General features: G+C 49.4%; 9 protein-coding genes and 1 pseudogene. 5 read left to right on the forward strand and 5 right to left on the reverse strand.

Annotation, left to right across the window (positions count from 1 at the left end; genetic code table 11):
• From H8A87_RS12820 to H8A87_RS12840, 5 genes and pseudogenes are all read right to left on the reverse strand, one after another.
• Positions 1 to 4094, reverse strand: a 4094-nt coding sequence (locus tag H8A87_RS12820) for a DUF6531 domain-containing protein (RefSeq protein WP_232370229.1), incomplete at its 3' end; no start/stop codon positions are given.
• A gap of 12 nt (positions 4095 to 4106) precedes the next feature.
• On the reverse strand, positions 4107 to 4463 hold the full coding sequence (locus H8A87_RS12825; protein ID WP_198690347.1) for a DUF4150 domain-containing protein: 357 nt from the start codon (positions 4461 to 4463) through the stop codon (positions 4107 to 4109).
• Complete coding sequence (locus tag H8A87_RS12830; RefSeq protein WP_198690348.1) at positions 4456 to 5673, reverse strand: DUF2169 family type VI secretion system accessory protein; 1218 nt, start codon at positions 5671 to 5673, stop codon at positions 4456 to 4458. Before H8A87_RS12830 ends, H8A87_RS12825 begins: the two co-directional genes overlap by 8 nt.
• Positions 5674 to 5688: 15 nt before the next feature.
• The gene (tssI, locus tag H8A87_RS12835) at positions 5689 to 7875 is read right to left on the reverse strand and encodes a type VI secretion system Vgr family protein (RefSeq protein WP_198690349.1); all 2187 of its coding nucleotides are present in this window, start codon (positions 7873 to 7875) and stop codon (positions 5689 to 5691) included.
• A 734-nt stretch (positions 7876 to 8609) separates the two neighbouring features.
• Positions 8610 to 9515 (reverse strand): annotated as a pseudogene (locus H8A87_RS12840) (site-specific integrase); the annotation flags it as partial.
• Positions 9516 to 10132: 617 nt separating this feature from the next.
• Here H8A87_RS12840 and H8A87_RS12845 point away from each other — a divergent pair.
• From H8A87_RS12845 to H8A87_RS12865, 5 genes are all read left to right on the forward strand, one after another.
• A complete protein-coding gene (locus H8A87_RS12845; RefSeq protein WP_232370230.1) occupies positions 10133 to 11548 on the forward strand; it encodes a VWA domain-containing protein in 1416 nt (471 codons plus the stop codon).
• Between the two features lie 263 nt (positions 11549 to 11811).
• Positions 11812 to 13329: an SrfA family protein gene (locus H8A87_RS12850; RefSeq protein ID WP_332460366.1), complete on the forward strand. Its 1518-nt coding sequence runs from the start codon at positions 11812 to 11814 to the stop codon at positions 13327 to 13329.
• Between the two features lie 4 nt (positions 13330 to 13333).
• On the forward strand, positions 13334 to 16366 hold the full coding sequence (locus H8A87_RS12855) for a virulence factor SrfB (protein WP_198690350.1): 3033 nt from the start codon (positions 13334 to 13336) through the stop codon (positions 16364 to 16366).
• Complete coding sequence (locus H8A87_RS12860) at positions 16366 to 19047, forward strand: putative virulence factor (RefSeq protein ID WP_198690351.1); 2682 nt, start codon at positions 16366 to 16368, stop codon at positions 19045 to 19047. The genes H8A87_RS12855 and H8A87_RS12860 overlap by 1 nt, the downstream gene beginning before the upstream one ends.
• A gap of 6 nt (positions 19048 to 19053) precedes the next feature.
• Positions 19054 to 20070, forward strand: coding sequence for a hypothetical protein (locus tag H8A87_RS12865; protein ID WP_198690352.1), 1017 nt, complete (start codon positions 19054 to 19056; stop codon positions 20068 to 20070).
• Positions 20071 to 20096 lie beyond the last annotated feature (26 nt).

Consider the following 20096-nt stretch of genomic DNA (forward strand, 5'->3'; position numbering starts at 1 on the left):
TCCTCATATTGCCCGCAGAACCTGAAGTTACAGCCCACATGGAAATCCGGATTATTAGACGCAATAACCTGAGATTTTTCCGCTTTCCCCCATGTTGTCAGCCGCTGCGCCCAAACCAGTACCCCTTCTTCGGATAACATCTCTCGCGGCGTACCCTGATGGTCACTGATAATATAGTGTAGCTTGCCTTTTTCAAAGCGGGCTGATGGCGTGAGGGCACCTGGTTCGTAGAGCCAGCGGACACGCTGATCTTCCACCGGCGTACCATCGCCGTAAATTGGAGTTTCCTCAATAAGCTGGTCGCCGCTCCACAGGTAATCCTGTCCCATAATAGCATCGGATCTCGGCGCTAAATCCGGTTTGCCAGCCAGCCACAACTGTAAATTAGCGGCGGCCAGTTTACCATCGTGCACTTTCAGCTTACGGACTCGTCGCCCAAAAGCATCGTAGCGATACTGCCAGCGTGAGCCATCCGGGGTCTCGCAGTGGGTAAGCTGGTTTTGGGTGTCCCAGCGGTAGCGCCAGGTTTGCGGGCGGAACCCGTCACGCTGTTCGGTTTTTTCCACCAAACGCCCATTGTCATCATAGCGATAGCGGATATCGCCTTGCTGCACGACGCGCCCGGCTTTCTGGCGTTGGCTGATTTGTGCCATCGCCCCCTGTGCATCCGTCGGCAAGTGTTGACTCAGGTTGCCGTTGGCATCGTAGCGAAATTGCTCTTCATGCGGACGCGTACCCTCAAACAGAGTATGCAGAATCTGGTCGTTGGTATTGTAACGGTAGCGGGTTTGCCCCCAGCGGCTGTCGTCAATCACCCGCACATTATGGGCACGGTCATATTGCCAGCTCCGGTTGACCGCAGAGGCCTGCGGCGGAAAATGCGGGTCATTTTGTGCCAGCGTTTCCCTGAAAAATTGAGTCGCCTGTCCCGCCGACTGATGCGCCAGCAATCCGGTCGCGGTGTAGCGGCTGGCAAGGATAAACCCGTTGGCACTTTCGCGTACCGTTTCCCGTCCCAAAGCATCATGCCGGAAGGTCAGTGGCGCATGCTGGTTGAGCTGAAAGTGATTCAGACTCCCCGACAGGTTATAACCGAAGTGCAGGGTATTGCCATCCACACTTTCACTAACAGGATGCCCGGTCAGGTTATCCCATTCACGGGTAATTTCCCGTCCGTTGATACGCTCACCAGTCGGCAGGCCGGTGGTTTTGTCATACTCATACTCGATGATGGCATCGGCATTGGTGGCTTTCACCAATTGATACCGTTTGTTGTATTCGTAAGTGGTGGTGGCTTTAAGCACCCGTTGGTTTTCTGCCGGCTGCCAGCTTTCCTGTTTGATCAACAATCCCGCAGTGGAATAGTACCAGCGAAGTTGCTGACCATCAGGGTATTGAGTCAGTGTGCGGCGCCCCAGTTTATCGTACTGATAGGTCAGCGTTCGTCCGGTAAAATCGGTTTCGCGGATAATCTGGCCGGCGGCATCCCGCTCATAGCGGTAGATTTCCCCCGTGGAGGCGGTGACTGAATTCAGCCGGGTGAGCCGGTCATAGCCAAAGTGCAGGGTGGTGCCATCCGGTCGGGTAACCTGATTGAGCAGGTCAAAAGCGCCGTAAGTGTAGCGAGTAGTACGGCCTTCGCCATCGGTGGCAGCCACCACGCGCCGTTCACTGTCATATTTCAGTTGCTGGGTAACACCATCCGGCAATTCAACTTCAGTCAGGCTGCCATTAAGGCTGGCATGGTCATCGCTATAGCGGTAGTGCGTCTGCTGTTTTAGCGCATCGGTAAATTGGCGCAAACGCCCCAATACATCCAGTTGCAGGCCGGTAGTGTTGCCATCCGGTGTCATCACTGCGGCCAGCCGTTGTTTCTCGTCATAGGCATAGTGCCACTGGCGTCCATCCGGCAGCAAGCGCTGGCGTAATTCACCGTGGAGACCGTACTGGTATTCTTCTTGGTGCCCCAACGGATTAGTCAGTCCTGTCAGGTTGCCCTGCTCATCATAGTGAAATTGCCAACGCTCGCCAGTCGGCAGGACACTTTCGATGAGCTGCCCGTGTTCATCATAACCGTAAGCAAAGGTGTCACCCGTCGGCAGTTTCACTTCGGTCAGTGCACCGTCAGGGTTGTAATCGAAAGTGTTTATCCCGCCTGCCGGATCGGCTTCCCAGATAATTTGGCTATAACGCCACTGGCGGCGGGTGATCCGCCCTAATGGATCGACTTCACGGACAACCAACCCATTGTGATCGTAATGGTATTGGGTTTCACCGCCTTCACCGTCCCGATAGGTGGTGATGCGGGCGTTGTCATCGTAGTGGAAACGGTCACACCAGTAACCGCTGGGAGACGTTGTGCTGAGTACGCGTCCTTGTTCATCATAAGTCAGGCTTAAATCGGTCTGGTCGGTATCGTGCCAGCGGATCATCCGCCCCTGTGTATCATATTCATGCCACAGGTGGTTATGCTGGAACGCCTCGCATTCACTCAAATATCCCTGTGGATCATATTGGCAAGTCACCAACTGCTGTTGTTTTTTCTGTTCAAGGTAATCTACAGTTCGAAGCTGCTGATCCTGATAGCCCAACACCAACCGGAAACCATCGGTGCGCGTGACTTCAATCAGTTGCGACTGTTTATTGTAGACAAACTGAATTGTGTTCTGACGGCGATCGGTGATGGCGGACAGTTTGCGGATATTGCCGACAGTGTGATTGAAATGGTAAGTCAACTGGGATTGGCGATCGGTAAGTTTCAATTCACCGAGTAACTCTCCCGTCAGCACGCAATAAGGAATATGCTGGTTACGGGCGATCACCTGATTTTCCGGCGTGCTGAAATCGTAGATCACGCCGTCGGCATCCGTGAAATTCACTTTGTCATCAGCGAGTAGTAGTTGCCGCGACCAGTCATCAGCCCATTTGGGGCCAAACAGGCCGTTGTACTTAGCTGTGGAGCGATAGGTCCGGGTCAGGGTGATCGGCAATAATCCGGGGATGGCAATGACCGGCCAGACTTGCAGGAAATCACCGGTAGCCATATCGACGGGATCACCTTCTGGGGTGGTTTTGTTGCTATTTTGCCCTTCTTTGTTGCTGGACTGGTTGTCAACGGGGTCTTCTTTAGTATTTTGGGGTTTGCTGGATGTGGAGTTGGCGGTTTCCGGCGGTTGATTTTTGATTTTGCCCCCCGCTGCTTCGGCAGCTTTGGCTTCTTCACTCAACACCTTGCTTTCAGTTTTGGCTGTTGTTTTTGCGGCACCTTTTGCGGCTCCTTTAACTATTCCTGCCCCTCCCATAGCGATACTACCGATATCGAAAGCGAGGGCCCCCCCTTTTTCTGCATCGCTTTTCATTTCCATTTTAATGGCGTCATTATTGACCATCGCCACGGTTTTTTGCTGAAATGCAGCAGCGCCAATGCCTTTAGGCGCAATACCCGTATATTCCAATACCTTTTCGGCTGTCACAGCGGGGGTTGTTGCGGCAATCACCATTCCCTTGCCTACCAATTCCGCCATTTCAGGAACGGTATTCCAGAGCGCTTTTCCGGCTCCGATAGCCGCTTCCCCTGGATTATCCCAGGCGGCCTTCAGATTGTGTTTACTCTCATCAGCCCATTTGTTTAAGCCATCGCCGGTTTCCTTAAACCAGTCAACGGTTTTATCCCACATACCTTTTTCCGCGGGGGTTTCTGCGTTTACAATCTCATTGGCTTTTGCTGCTGGCACTTGTGCCGGGGCGTCCTGAACGGTAATTATTCCGGGGGTGTTCCCCGTCCCGGTAGGGCTGTCGTTGCGGGCTTTAGTAGGTAAAGGCTCATTCGGTTTAGGGGGAATATGTTTCCATTCCTCTAACGGAAATTCCCCGCTTTTGAATTTATCAATGACCTTGACAGCAAGCCAGCCCTCAGCTTCTGTAATACGTTCAATATCCTCGGTAGTGAGCCAGCGATTACCCATAGTTTCTTGTTGGATGAGGGCGGGTATGTGTTTTTGGATCACTTCCGCCTCAGCCAAGGTCCGGATATTATAAGCTTCACAAAATACTTTTTCATCACGGCCACCGGTAATGTTAATCGTTTCTCCCATTGCGATTCTTCCTTATGCTCCATTCATCCAAAATTTATCCCCGTGACGCAGCACCAGTTTGTTGCCGGCCCGCACCGTCTTGGTATGCTCCTGTGGATGGCATTTACCGCTGACCGTGCCGCTTTTGACGCCATTCGCTACACCGGGCTGGTCACCGATTGTGGTGGGTACAAAACTGCGGGCAAACACCACCACTGGCTTGCCATTGGCACGCACGGTTTTTTCCGGCGCCGAACTGTCCGCCAATTTCGCTATGACCGGATACGGGATTGGCGGCGTTGATGGGCCCATCGGGGTTTTGCACACGTCCGGCAGAATACCGATTATCAGCCATTCGCCAGCGGTTCGGGCGATGTAGTTATCAGCCATCCTTTTTCTCCTCTTCCAGTGGGGCGAGTTTGAGCAGTGGTGCATCCGGGTTGATTTCAAACCGGGCTTCAGCGACCCGCACGGGCAGGGAGGCTTTGAAACTCAGTCGGCAAGTCATATGCAGTGTCCTTGCTTCGCTGTCGATAATTAACGTGTCTGTACGCATTGGAACAGGAAGCAGAATGCCGTTCTGCATCCGCAGCAGAATAAACGGACGGTGTCCCGGCAGGGTGACATGCAGCTCACCGTTGGGTGTCATGCCGCTCAAAGTGATGGAAATATCGGTTTCCGGCCAGTCGATCTGCTGGTCAGCCGGTGCACCGTTCCAGTAGCCGAAGTCAAAATCTTTCGGCAGATAGGGATGACGATGTGCCAGCCAGTCGGCATCGTAAGTGCCGGCAAGTTGACGGCGCGGCAGCCACGGACGGCCGATAAAGCCCAAGCCTTGTGGCTGGCAGGCTGGGGTATCGGCAGATAATGTTCCATCCAGTTGCTTCGCAAAATGCTGCGCGGTGAAGGGGGCATCCGGCCGGGTAATGCGCGGTGCCGGGTAGCGGGTGAGTTGTTTGGCCTGCGCATACCACGGCGTGGTAAACCCGCTACCGAGAGGATTGCTTTCACAGATGGCGTGAGCAATCGGTGCTTTTTCTCCGTCCGGGTGTTGCTGGCGCTGTTCCGGTGTCAGCCGATCACTTTCCTTAAGCTGAGCACCTGCTTTATCATCGGCCAGAATTTTGCATTCGCCCCCAAAGGCGTAGCGGTAATCCAGCGGCAGCGTTGAGAAAGGTTTCGGGTCAGTCAGTTGCCAGTGGCCGTCAGCATCATGGATAAATTCCCGTTCACCGGTCACGGTCAGGGTTTTATCGAGCAGGAGCTGGCCCAGCTTGCTCTGTACGCGTAATTGCACGGGGAATTCGGTACGAGGCCGACAATCCGGCGCATAAGCCGTGCCGTTGACAATGACGTCACAGCGCGGTTTAAACGGGGCAAGGTCACTTTCCTGCAACACCTGTGAAACATTCATCTGCCCACGGTATTCATCCTGTAAACACAGGGGCGGTGCGGGCAATAATTCAGCGCTGTATTCCCCCTGTCCGGCAGGCAGGAGCTGATAGCCGATTTTCATGACCGCGACGTGATGCTCCACATCCTCAACATCCAGCATTGAATAGTTCATCACCGCAAAGGGGGTCAGGTTACGAAATTCCATCTCAATCCGTCCTTGCTAGTTCAGGTCGATATCTTTACCGGTGATTTGCACCGGACCACTGGCCTCAAATTTGAACTCACTGCCCTTAATAGTGATTTTGCCGCTGCTGTCCATGCGCAGGACGCTTGCGCCACATTTCAGCTCAATCACATCGCCGGTCGTGATGGACAGGGTATTGGTGATGGTCTCTGCCTTGTGCGCACCGACCTCGATAATGTAGTTCTTGCCGGTGATCAGTTTGCGCACCTCCTTGACTGTTTCCGTGCTGTTGAGCGTGACCGTTTCCTCTTTGTTCTCATTGACCGTGATGGTCTGGTTTTTCTCCACGGTTTCGCTGTGGTTGGCGATTACATGGGTATCGCGGTTGTTGAGCACCTTGGTGTACATGTCTTTCTGCGCGTGCAGTGACAGCCGTTCGCTGCCCTTGGCATCCTCAAACAGCAGTTCGTTGTAGCCCTGTCCCTTGTGGGTTTTGGAACGGAACGCCATCTGGGTTTTGCTGCCCGGCAGGGCACCCGGCGGGATGTTGCTGGCATGGTAAGTCCGCCCGGTCACTATCGGCTGATCCGGGTCGCCGTGCAGGAAATCCACCACCACTTCCTGTCCGATGCGCGGGATAGCGAGCATCCCCCAGCCCTGACCCGCCCACGGCTGGCTGACCCGTATCCAGCAGGAACTCTGGTCGTTGGATTTACCGTAGCGATCCCACGGGAATTGCAGACGCACGCGCCCGTACTGGTCACAGAAGATTTCTTCGCCGGCCGGGCCGACTACCTTAGCGATTTGTGGGCCATCCATCACCGGTTTGGGCAGTGGTGCCGGACGCCAGTTCTGGTTCTGGCGGATAAAGTAGAAGTGGCTGTGCAGCGTGGTGCCGCTGTCGCCGGTTGTCGTCTCAAGGGCACCCGGCTGGCTGCCGCTGTGGCTGGTGGAAACGGTCTGCCATGACTGGTTCAGGTCTGCCCGTGGATGGTTATCGAGGATGAACAGTCTGCCTGGCTGTAGCGCTATTGCATTGCCGCTGCCCTGTCCGGTCACCGCGTCGCTGCGCAGTGCCTCCAGCCGGTAGCGGGTAAAATCCTTGCCATGCGCCTCATCCTTGAAGCGGCCGGGGTAGTCGTAGTGCTCGTAGTACAGTTGTTGCAGATTTTCGTCCCGTATCTGCTGGTGAAATTCCGCTGGCCACGCCGGGTTCTTGAAGGTGTAATCCTTAAGCTGTACCTGAGCCGGTCGCACTTGTGCGCTGCTGGTCAGGCTGTTGACAGCCGGTTCACCCAGCGTACTGCCCTCACCCGGCTGATAGGGCAGGCGTATGCCCGGCGGCACTGAACCGCAGTCGTCGGCGAATACCAGCGTGTTGCGCCCGTTACTGCATTCGAAGAAGTAGAAAATGCCCTCTTCCGCCGTCAGCCGTTGCAGGAAGGCAAAGTCACTTTCCTGATACTGCACGCAGAATTCGCGCGCCGGATGAGGATGGCGCAGGCTGAAGGTCACATCGCGGATGTTGTGTTCTTTCAGGAGGGTGGTGGTGATGGTGGCGATATCCTGCTGCTGGAAAATGCGCGAGTTCTGTCTCAGGGTCGTGCGCCACAGGTCAGGCCGGATAGTCATCTGGTAGGTGGTCTGGTGCAACCCGGTGTTACCCTGTTCAAAGCGGGAAACGATCCCCGTGATACTGCGTTGTTCGAGACCGTTTTGCAGAATGGTCAGTGTGGCGGTGCGATCCAATACCGCCGGAAAGTCGATAGCCGGATCGGCACTCGCCAGTCCCACGCTCAGGCTGAACGGCTGGGAAAAACTTTCGTTCAGGGTAAAATCGGTCACCACAAACGTTTGTGGCAGTAAGGCGCCTGCGGTCAGGGTAAATTGCAGGCCACTCGGGTCACTCCCGCCCATCAGCATCTGGCCGACTTTTTCCAGCGCTTTGGTGGCGGCATTCTGTCCCCCGGCTGAGCGTTCTGCCAGCCCCTTTCCACCGGTAAAACCGCCACCCGGGATTAAGCCCGCTGTACCTGACATGCTGCTGCCTGAACTGCCGCCTATCCCGCCGGCATAACCCCCGCCCGGAATTAAGCCTGCCGTCCCTGACATGCCGCCGCCCAATTTGCCAGCAACCTGTTTTGCTTTCTGAACAGCTCCTTGTCCCTGCTGAACAAGGGCTTGTCCTTTCTTCAATTTATCGATGTGCTTCTTTATTGACATGGTGTGTCTCCCTGAGATGATGGAATGTTATGTAATAGGCATCCCACCTGATAACAACGCAGGCCATAACATTCGGGTACAAGATTTAAATCTAACTCACATTGTCTCCGACAAATTTGTTAATTAAGGACGCAATACGTTGTTTTCCGATAATTTGAAGGGACTCTGTTGTCCGAATATCTCGGCGGATCCGTGGTGAATAAAATGGGGGCAATAATAAATAACGAAGGAGTAAAGACCAAATTAAATCAAGTGAAATAAAAAACGGCCTTCGACAATAACAGCGTAAAAAGTTAAAATAATTGCGGTTGAAAAATAATATTCTGAGATAACGTATGTGATTAGTGTATCGAACCACTTAATCTTTATCCATAAAAGGTGTTTTTTTCGTAACATTATGAGGTAAAAACAAAAAAATAGGTAACGGTTTTGACAAAATCATGATCATTTTAATTTCATGAACTTGATCACAAAAAAACTGTTTTTAGAAATTGGTTTTTTATTTTCTGTCTTTTTTTTAATGAAAAAAGCGTAACAATGAATGATGTATTTGCATTGAATATATAAATGCCAGCCATTCATTCAAATGAAAGTAAATATTGCGATGAACTAAATCCTAAATGGAAACAGATAAATTAATATTTGGCATATTTAGCAATATACGAATTAAGTCAATCCAGCACAACTCAACTTTGTTAGACAATTGTCTGGATTTCAAAGGGCAGTTTTCTGCCCTATAGTGATAGTAATTTACTTTCCCATTGCGTTATAATTTCCCGTTTTTCTTTCAGGTAGTCGTAACGGTCATAGTGCTTGGATGAGACGCCGGGCCTTTTGTGGTTCTGCACTCTGTCTCTCATTTCGGAGCTTACTCCCATATCTCCCGCTAATGTTTTGAACGTTCGTCGGATATCTCTTGGTGTAAACTTCTCGAAGTCATAGTGGTCACAGAACTTGCGTAATTGCTTGCCATATTCAGCGGTTAACAGATGACCTTCTTTGGTATTGCCGGGAAATAGGAATTCAGAGTCAGGATATTGTTTAGCTTGCTGCTCTAATATTTTTGTGGCGGACTCACATAATGGGATCACATGGTAATCACTATTTTTTGATATATGGGGTGGCACTGTTAGCGTATTATTCTTTTTATCCCAGTTATCTCTTGTATTGGTCATAATTTCCCAAGGGCGCTGCCCAGCGGTAAAAATACAGAGTAACAGTAATCGGCCGTAATCTGGATTGATTGGAAATATTGTCCGATAAACTTGGAACAATTCCAGAATTGCTTTCATTTCATCCCACGATAGAAATCTATCCAGTGCCCTATCTGCATCTTCTTGTCGCGGAACGACAGTCACAGGGTTTCGATCTAGCCCATAGATAACTTTCTCGTTCAGCTTGGCTGGGTCATTGTCAGCAAATAGACCAAAATTAAATACAGCATAAAGATTGGAGCGAACTTTATTTGAGCCAGCGACAGCACCCCGTGATATGAATTCCGCCAGTACCCTTTTAATATGGTCTGGAGTAATGTTTTTTGCTGGCGAGTTTCTATCAATATGCTGACTATCCAATACTTGATTTAGCCTGTATTCGGTTTTGTCGTATGCTCGCTTTCCTCGGCGTTTTTGGTCAGTAACTTATGTTGGAACCTCGTTAAACTCTGCTGTAGAGATCAGGGTAAAAGTTCAGAAGTTAACAACCCCATTATCATCAAAAGCTGCTGCTGTGTTTGTTTGTCAGTATAGCGATTGGGCTGCTTTCCTTTATTCAGCATCCGCATTAGAATCCGCATCCGAATCCTAATTTAGGTTCACTCCTAGGCAAGCTGGTTCTCCAACAAATAGTTTGGCGACCAGCTTGATTGCTTTCGCTGGCTATCCTTATCGGTGTTTCCACGCCAACCCAACGTAAATAGAGTGTATTGCTGGATCTTGCTTCTATGTAATTTTCGGCAAGGTGGGGCGTGTGAGCGCCAATAGCCACACGGGTTAAGGCTTTGGAAAGCATACTGGATCAGCTAGATATTATTATCCAGCGCTAACTAATATGTTTGGTTTGTATTTTTTTTGGTAAAAAACTTCCTTATTATGTGGTTATTTATGACAAAGATAATAATTACATTGGTCATAGTTCGCCATTTTTACCCTTCTTCTTGACATTTTTAGACTAAAAAAATACATAGTGTCTTTGAGAACATAAATAGTGTCTTTGGGGTCATAAAAAGGAATTACAGCTCTAAAAGTGGGTAACAAGCATGATAAGAATAACGCGTAGCATGGCAAATGAATGTGATCAGAACGAATATGCACTGCGTCACTATGATTTATTACAGTCAGCATTGGCCCAACACCTACCAGTAAATTTTTCTGCATTATTTGCTAAACCAATCAAAAGCAGTGATGGTGCCATTGAATGGTATAGTGATTTGCAAGGCCAGCCCCTGCTTTTTTCCCAGTTATCAGTCTCTGAGCGCGAAAAAATTCATGCGAAAATTACTCGTCAACTTGCGGTTATTGCTCGCTTGCGTGAGCAATTGAGTGAAAAAGGGGGCGTCAATACAGAACTTCTTACGTTGTTGGAGAAAATTAGCCATTTTCCTGCTGAGGAACATATTTGGAGTATCGATAACCAACCAATTATCCTCTGGGGGCAAGCTACTTCACCTGCACCGAAAAATATTGTAACGGGTAACACGAACCTTCCTAATTCCTCTCTGCCAGTACAGAAACGAAAGTTTCGCTGGATGTGGTGGCTGCTGTTGTTATTGTTCGTGCTGCTATTGCTGTGGTTACTGCGGGGTTGTTTACCGACGAAAGTTTCTCTGGTGAAGCAAGCTAATCTTCCCGTGAAAATACAACCGATACCGCAACCTGTCGTTGAAACTGTTGCTGAATCAATAGCAGAGCCTGTCGTTTTAGAGCCAACGGAAGAATCTGCGGTTATCGCGCCAGAGGTAAAACCTGAGAAGATAAAGCCAAAGGTGGAATCTGCAATAACAGTAAAATCGGCTCCGGCGGATGTGAGGAAACTCTGTCCAGCTCAACGCAATCAAAATCAAGCGCCTGAGGTTGTGTTGGTGTTTGATGCTTCAGAATCAATGTTCCTCGGTATAGATGTTACACCGCAAGAATTACAGCTCTGGTTACAAAGGCTATCGTTCCAAAATGTCGAGAGAGAACCAAGGCGTATCACTGTGGCAAAACAATCGGCTAAAAGAGTCATTGATAAACTGCCTTCTGATATGGCGATTAGTCTTGTGGCAGCATCTGATTGTAAGCGTGTTTCAACTTCATCGTCATTTACATCTGGGCAGCGTCTGGCGTTAAAACGGACGATTGACCGAATTGTGCCAGATGGAAAAACGCCACTGGCATTGGCATTAGAAAAAGCCGGCGCTTTGGTGGATGGCGTGAATCGTGATGCAATTATTTTGTTAATTTCTGATGGCGATGAAACTTGTGGCGGTGATCCTTGTGCTGTGGCTAATGCGCTGAAAAGCAGGAAGCCTCGGTTACAGGTCAATGTTGTGGATATCATGAATACGGGAGCGGGAAATTGCATTGCCGAGCAGACAGGTGGAAAGGTGTTTACTGCTAATAATGCTAGCCAGTTTAATCAAGTAATAAATCAAGCGATACAGGAATATATACCTGAAAATTGTGATAGGTGAAAATAAAAAACAATAGATGGATGATTTTATTATATTAACCTCTGTTCTTTGGAGGTGTAAGAGAGTAATAAGAGCACAAGGGTTTTACTGCGTATTCCGTAATAGCTACAATGCCGTCTCAGGAATCATGTCCCGTTCAATATGCGGAGTAGATCATTCCATCGTATTATCTTTTGGGAGGGGAATATTTTGCTTTCCTTCTCCCGGTTAAGCGAAATAAATACATCAATATCGTATTTTCTGATAGCAAGGAACGGCTTATCGTGAAAGAAACTTTTTTACGTGGTGATAAACTCGAAAGTTATCTGCCCATGGGAGAGAATGGCCAGGCCGTTCATCTTTCAGCACTACAATTGCGAGAAACCTTACGCCTGCGCCAGCTCTCTGAGGTCGCTGATTCACTGGCTATTCCACAGGTCAACGAGCAGGGTGATCGTATCGATTGGTATGCGGGGTTTTCCGGCAATGTCGTTCCTTGGTCAGCGGCAACGCATGATGAGCGACAGTCCGCATTGCGACAACTGGAGGCAAACCAAGCTGCAATCGAACAGCTCAGTGCACAAATGATTAACCAAAAGGCACATGAAATGCGCCTGTTTGGCGCTTTACTGAGTAAAACTGTTCAGTTTCCTGATCAGGATCACGTTTATTTGGTCGATGGCAAGCCCGTAGTGACTTTTTGGGGATTTGTGAGTGCGAAGCAGCAGGCTCGCCCGAATCCTCTTGATTGTTTACGATCCTCGCGTCCTGTCACACCCCCTATTGCTTCAGTTGTGCCATCCGAACCTGCCGCCTCAGTAGCATCAATCTCTTCTCCAGCGCCAACACCTGAGCGAACACAACGTCGGCGATTACCCCGTTGGTTATGGCTGTTATTGCCTCTATTGTTGATTTTGTTTGCGTTGTTGTTATTACGTGGCTGTGTCCCCGACATTTATATTTGGGGCCTAACATCGTCTACTCACTCTGCGCCTTCACATCAGAATGAAGCATTGTCTGTCAGTGATCATCATTCCTTGCTTCCTGTTAACGGAAAACCGTCTGTTAATGAAACTGTATTCATTCATGAACTGACATCAGTTAATGGAAAAGAATCCGCTAATGGAATGGTTCCGCTTCATGGTGCTACAAGTGGCAAGACGGATAGCACAAAGACAGATAACACAAAGACGGATGGCACAACACAGTTGAATTCATTTCTTGAGCAGGAAATGGAGACTGATGCTACGTCATTGGCAAAAAACGCTTCGTCGGAAGCAAGTACCGCCGAAGCAATGAATTCGAGCAAACCGACACCGCCAGTTACGGATGCTCTATCCAATAGTTCCTCAACCAATAGTTCCTCAACGCCTTCCCAACCTGCGGTTAATATACCACCGGTATTGGCTACCGTACCTTCTTCTGGAGATCTAAAGATCCCTGCCGCAGCGGTGCAACAGGGCGCTATTGATTTTCTTAATGGCTACTGGCATGCAGGAGCCGGAATTCAGGATAGCCGTACTGGTAAGCCACTGAGTCTGACTTATCAGATTCAGGACGGCAAAGGACAGATTGAAATGGTACGTGGAGATGGTATTCGTTGCCAGGCCTTGGTCAAGGCTGCCATGAGTTCGGGAATGCTACAACTGGATAACAGTGGTGAAGCGAAGTGTACTGATGGTTCGACTTACACTATGCCTGATGTTATTTGCCGACCAGGCAAACAGGACGTAGCGGAATGCAAAGGGCGCTATGACGAAAAAACTTTATTTCCTATGTCGATGAAGCGAGAGGAAAATTAACCGCATGCTGGCAACTATTACTGACTTCAAAGAAAAAGTCACACTGATCCGTGACAGTGGCATTCAGTTTCTGGATTTTGCTTTCGCGTTACCCAAACACAAAGTGTACGGTGAGTATCTACTGGCCGGAGAAGATAATCCGGTGATCCGCTTGGTATACAACGAGCGGGATAACAACTTCCTGGTGCCTTCACCGCCGGGTTCTTCTGCGTTTTCAGTAGAATCAGATTACTCACTGGCACTGGAAAAATCCCTTGAGCTTTATAACGATATTTGGCTGCCACTGCCATTCTTCCGTTTGAATTCACCGGGGAGTTTTGCACAAGGGCCGACCAACTGGTCACGAGTGAAGTTTCACGCACTGGATACACCGGATGAGCAGGGAAATACTTGGCGTGTGACACTGGCCTTTGATACCAAAGTCTTCCCTGACAGAAAAAACACGCAATATTTGGCACCGGGTGATGACGATGTACGCTCTGGAGTCGGTTTTGCGCTAGCAGGGAACCACCATGAAATGGGGGATTTTCTATTGCTGAAATGGATGGATGACTGGTTGCGGGAAACCTATACCGAACGAGCTACCGGATTATGGCGTCATTACCATGAAGATACCGACAAAAGTTTGAGTCAAAAGGAACATCAGGCGCATTATCTCAATTTGGTGAATGTGCTGAATGCCTTGTTGAAGGTTCCTGAAATCCAGCTTAATGATGTCAGATTGAAGGATAATCCGATCATTGACGTCGATCTGGTATTGGATGTTGGTAATTCACGCAGTTGCGGGATTCTGATTGAAGAACATAACGATGATAACCAAGGTTTATCCCATCATTATCAGTTGCAGCTACGCGATCTGAGTGAACCTCAGTATGTTTACACAGAGCCTTTTGATAGCCGTTTGGAGTTTGCCCAGGCCGAATTCGGTAAGCAGGATTTTTCCGCGAAAAGTGGGCGTAGTGATGCCTTTACTTGGCCTACCATTGGTCGCTTGGGTGAAGAAGCCTTCCGCATGGCGTCACAACGTCTGGGGACGGAAGGTTCAACCGGGCTTTCCAGTCCGAAGCGCTACTTATGGGATGAAGCGCCTTATTCCCCCGGCTGGCGGTTTAGTCGCGCCTTTGTGAAATCAGATCGTGAGCCACAGGCAACAGCGGCACCGATGACCTATATGATCAACGACAAAGGTGAAGCGCTTTATGCCCTAAAACCTTCTGAGCGTATGCCCGTGTTTACGCCGAATTACAGCCGTAGTTCCTTAATGACCATGATGTTGTCAGAAGTGTTGGCGCAGGCGTTAATGCAGATTAACAGCCCAGCCCAACGCTTGAAAATGACCCATGCCAGCACACCTCGTCAGTTAAAAAATATCATTCTTACCGTGCCACCTGCTATGCCAAAACCTGAGCGTGCGATTTTCCAACAATCGATGATGCAAGCCATCAGGCTGGTGTGGAAAGCATTGGGTTGGGAAGATCTGGATCAGGGGATTGATGAGAGTGGCCGGGAAGATAAAAACATCGAGCGCAAACGTGCTTTGCCAGAAGTGCATGTGAAATGGGATGAAGCCACTTGCGGCCAGTTAGTTTACCTCTATAACGAGACACAAAACTATTTTGGTGGCCGTAGTGAAGAGTTCTTCGCTGCCACTGTGCGCCCTGATAACAAGCTGGAAACTGGCGATGAACGCACATTAAAAATCGCGTCTATCGATATTGGTGGCGGTACGACCGATCTGGTCATCACCCGTTATACCTTGGATGACGGTAGTGGCAGCAATGTGCGTATTGTTCCAACGCAGCTATTCCGCGAAGGTTTTAAAGTTGCCGGCGATGATATTCTGTTGGATGTGATCCAGCTTTACTTACAGCCTGCATTCAAGGCTGCATTATTGAATATCGGTTATCAAGATTTAGATGCTGAAGTGCTTATGTCACGGCTATTTGGCAGTGAAGCACTGGAGGCAGGTAAACAAGTGCTGCGTCAGCAATTGACGTTGCAAATATTTGCTCCGGTGGCGCTTGCCATATTGCACCATTATGAAAAATTCAATCCAGAAACGGGTGATCAGGTAATTAGCACCGCGTTCAATGATCTGCTTCCTCATCCACCGACGGATAAAGTACGTGAATACGTGGATGATGAAGTTAAACGTAACTTGCCGACAGGGATAGAAGGGATAGAGAACACATTTTCTATTCTCAATGTGCCATTGAACATTAGTTTGATGAAACTGCATAAAGAGTTTATTGATGCCCGCAATAACCGCATCAATATCTGCCAAAGCCTGCGCGCATTGAGTGAAGTCCTTTGGCACTATAACTGCGACATATTGCTGTTAACTGGGCGTCCTTCCCGTCTACCGGGCATTCAGGCGTTGATTCGTCAGTTACAGCCTGTACCGCCTGCACGTATTCTCCCACTGCATGGCTATGAAACGGGGGGGTGGTATCCATTCAATAAGAAAGGTTTGATAGAAGACCCCAAATCGACTGCGGCGGTCGGGGCGATGTTGTGCCTGTTGGCGGAGAAATCACGGTTGAGCAATTTCTACTTCCGTACTGCCAATTTCAAGCCCTATTCGACAATTCGTTATTTCGGCATGCTCGACAGTAACAATCTGCTGAAAGACAGCAACGTATTCTATCGGGATATCGATCTAGATACATCAGGGTTCCAACTGGATCGCGAACAATATTTTGAATCGCGTGGGGAAATGCGTCTTGGTTTCCGTCAGCTAGATAATGAACGCTGGCCAGCGACGCCATTGTATACCCTGAAAATTCCGGGGGCTCGTTTAGCCGCGGCATTAGCCGGTGATGCGGTATTGCGCTTGAAATTGGAAGTGAAAGAAGGTCGAGGACAAGAAGCCGAAACCAACGGCAGCCCAGAAAAATTCCGCATCAGTGATATGGAAATTGTCGAATCTGCGCAAAATCCTCGCCCTAACGATGTTAGCTTTAAACTTAATACCCTGATTGGAAGTGGTCTGGGTGAAACCCATTATTGGCTCGACAGTGGGAGCATCAAAATCTAATGAATAACCTGACTCCCGAACAATTAAAGCAAGCATGGTGTAGCGTGGCCGAAGGCGCAGGTCAAGCGATTGAGTGGATTGAGGATGCGCGTGGTAACGCGCCGCGTCTGAACACGGAAGCAGATCGGTTAAAACTGAAACTGCGCCGTAGCCGAAATACCGCTCAACGATTGGCGACCGCTGCCACACGTCCTATGACCATTGGTTTTTTCGGTTTGTCCCAAGCCGGAAAATCCTATCTTATTTCCTCGCTGGCTGCGGGGAAAAATGGGCGGTTGGAAACCCAAATGGGTCATCATCAGCTTGATTTTATCGAACATATTAACCCACCCGGCGGGGGTAAAGAGGCAACGGGTCTTGTTACTCGTTTTAGTCGCCATGCCAGCCAATCCAATCCTGATTGGCCGATTGAATTACAACTGTTTAATGAAGCGGAAATTGCCAAAATCCTTGCTAACGCGTTTATTCATGACTTCAATCAGGAAAAAATTGATTGGCGTTATGACGAAAAACGCATCAATGCCCTGCTTGCCTCGCTGAACGGGCAACGTCAGTCGCGCAAAGTGCCGGGGATGACAGAAGATGCTGTAGTTGCGCTGTGGGATTATTTGGTTCGCCATGCGGAAAAAAGTCAAAGCAAAATGGCGCTGCAATACTGGCCAATGGCGGTAGAACTGGCACCTTGGCTATCAATTGATGATCGTGCTCAGTTATTTGGCGAGTTATGGGGCAATATCCGTGAATTCAGCGATGTCTATCGACGTTTTGCTCATACGTTGCAGCGTTTGGGCGGTGCTGGCGTAGTCAGAGCCCCACTCAGTGTTCTGGTGACTGAACAGAACGGCCGATTGGTACAGACCAACAGCATTATGAACGTCGATATGCTGGAACGTCTGAACAAGAGCAACGATGTGCTGGTGGAAGTTTGTCCTGAGCTGGAAAAGGGGTTGTCTGCCCCCGTATCTCTCTCTTTGGCGGAACTCACCGCATTGACCGTCGAGCTACATGTACCGCTGCTCTCTTCTACGCGGGAAAGGCTGTTTGAAGATGTCGATTTGCTGGATTTTCCCGGCTATCGTGGCCGTCTCGGAGTGGAATCACTGAATTATTTCCAAAACGCGGCCGAAAGTGAGGACAGTAACCCGCTGGCGCAATTAATTTTGCGTGGCAAAGTGGCCTATTTGTTTGAACGTTACACACTCAACCAAGAGATGAATGTTCTGGTGGTTTGCACACCTTCGAATGAACAATCCAACGTGAAAGATGTGGGGAGCGTGCTGGATGAATGGATTCGTTATACCCAAGGCGCTGATGCCGCCACTCGTGCTCGCCGCCCATCGGGTTTAGTTTGGGCGATCACCAAACTGGATTTAAGGATTACGCAAGAGCTGAACAAATCAGAAGACATGCTGCGCGAAGTCTGGGGGCAGGGCGGCATGGTCAAAATCACCATGACTGAACGTTTCGGGCACTTCCCGTGGATGCAGGAATGGCAACCCGGCAGTGCTTTTAACAATACTTTTTTGGTACGTAAACCGCGCCAGGCCACACCATTTATCATGATGCAAGCGGATAGTGAGGTGGAGTTCAATCAACAAACCGCGCTTAAACTGGCTTTGATGAAAAAAACCTTCCTTGAAGATGCAGCGATTCAGCGTCACATTGCCTCACCTGAGGAGGCATGGGATGCGATGCTTCAACTCGACGATGGCGGTATGCGCCGCTTGGCAGATTATCTGGGGAACGTTTCACAACGTGACATTAAGCTGGCTCGTATAGCAGAACAGTTAGATGAAACCCGTCATGAGCTGGTAGAAGGAAATTTACACGCGTGGTATCAGTCGGCTGGGGCTGAAGAAGTCGGGAAAAAGAAGCAGATTTCTGACGATATCCTTAAGGCACTGCAAAACCGAGCCGGAATGTTGGGGGAGCTGTTGGTGAGTCTGGTTCCCCAGCGTAAGGCTCTGCAAGAGCTTTATATGCAGGAAGCCGAAGTAGAGTGGCCAACTGATGATAACAAGGCAGATGAATCGGTAGCTTCCTTTGGTATTGGCAGTGATTTTGATTTGTTCAGTGATACACCAGATGAAACAGTATCCGTTCACAGCCACGAGCAAGAATTTGCTCATCGCGTGATCAAGCTGTGGATCAATTATCTGCGAACCGTGCCAGAACAGCCGAATATGGCGAACTTTATCGGGCTTCCCCGTTCCATTGTTGAAATGTTGGTGGATGAATTAATCACGGTTATCCAACGAATGAACGTTGAAGGGGATTTGATGAAGGTGCTGGAAAACACGGAACAAGCAGGTGTGCGGCGGGAAAAAATGATGGAACGTCAGGTTTCCCGTGTGATGCACCTTATGAATGATTTTATCACTTGGTTGGGCTATCAGAACATACCGAGTGAAAAACGTCCGGCGAGCCGCTTTAACAAAGGACAGCCTATTTTTGCCCGTCCAGACAGGAAAGATCCGGCGTTGTGGAAAGGAGATGAACGGCTGTATCGGCTGACAAACGAAACGCTGAACTATAGCGCCATGTTTATCTTTGACTGGTTGATCGGTTTAGGCGAAATGATTAAAGAAAATGCCGGTCATTCTGCTGGGCGTGAAATTACCGCCGCGCAAAACGAGCGGCTGGGCACCATTATTCATCGTATTCAATTGTCGTCGGAGTAACGAGTTGTGATTAAACCAGAGCTGAGACCTTATGAACCGGTTGAACCGGGATATGCCGTGCTGCGCATTGAAGATTGGCAGGGGGCTACTGAAGGCGTCAGGGTATCAGTCCAGCGCAATCAGGATCGTTGTTTTTTAGATGAACAGGGGCAATGGGTCAGTAATGAAGTATGGTTAGTGCTGCCGGATTTGCAGGAAGTCGATGGCGCGGTGGAAGCGCGAATTGGCCCTGCACTGGTCGATGCCTTGTTGGCGGAGCGTCAGGTGGCATACCGCGTCACAGCGAAGGACAACGATGATCAGCGCGATATGGGCGTGCTGAAAATTGCCGATGGTGTACTGAGTTCTCTGGCAAAAGGGGGTCATGCACCTACAGATAAAGAACGTGAGCTTCGTGATAATGTTCCTCCTGCTCAGGAACCTACAGTGCTTCCTGAAGAAATACCCCCTGTTGAAACCCTGGAGCCATCAATATTACCGGAACCAGAGCCACAACCATTGCCGATTCATGAGCGGATTGCTTTTCCATCACCTGTGCCATCAGCATCAGCAAAAAAATCGAACAAAGGTATGTTGATCGCCTTGGTTGTGCTGTTGATTGCGGTCGTTGCTGGCGTGCTGTTGTGGTGGTTGAAACCGCAGGATAAACCGGAACCGATGATAGTCAGTGCATCGGAAACAGCACCTTGTGCCCGTGAAAATATGACTAAAGGCAGCGGACTGGATTTTGTTAAAAGTTGCTTACGCAGTCAGCCTTCTGGTCAACAAGTGCTGGAGGTAATTAATCAGGCCAAAGAGGCAAAACAGTGCGATATTGCCCAGCGTCTTTATGCCTATAAGGCACAGTCTGGTGATACAAAAATCGCTTTGCATTACGCCCAAGAATACGATCCGAAAACAGTCACGAAGAAAGGGTGCTTTGTTGCGGATGCTCAAACGGCCATTTATTGGTACGAAATCCTGATTAATCAAGATCCACAGAACAGTGAAGCTAAAACTCGTTTAGCGGAACTGAAAAAATAGGGATCTGAGGCATAGGAATAGCATGA

It is taken from the genome of Xenorhabdus lircayensis (assembly GCF_016306625.1).
In the GTDB taxonomy this organism is placed as follows: Bacteria; Pseudomonadota; Gammaproteobacteria; order Enterobacterales; family Enterobacteriaceae; genus Xenorhabdus; species Xenorhabdus lircayensis.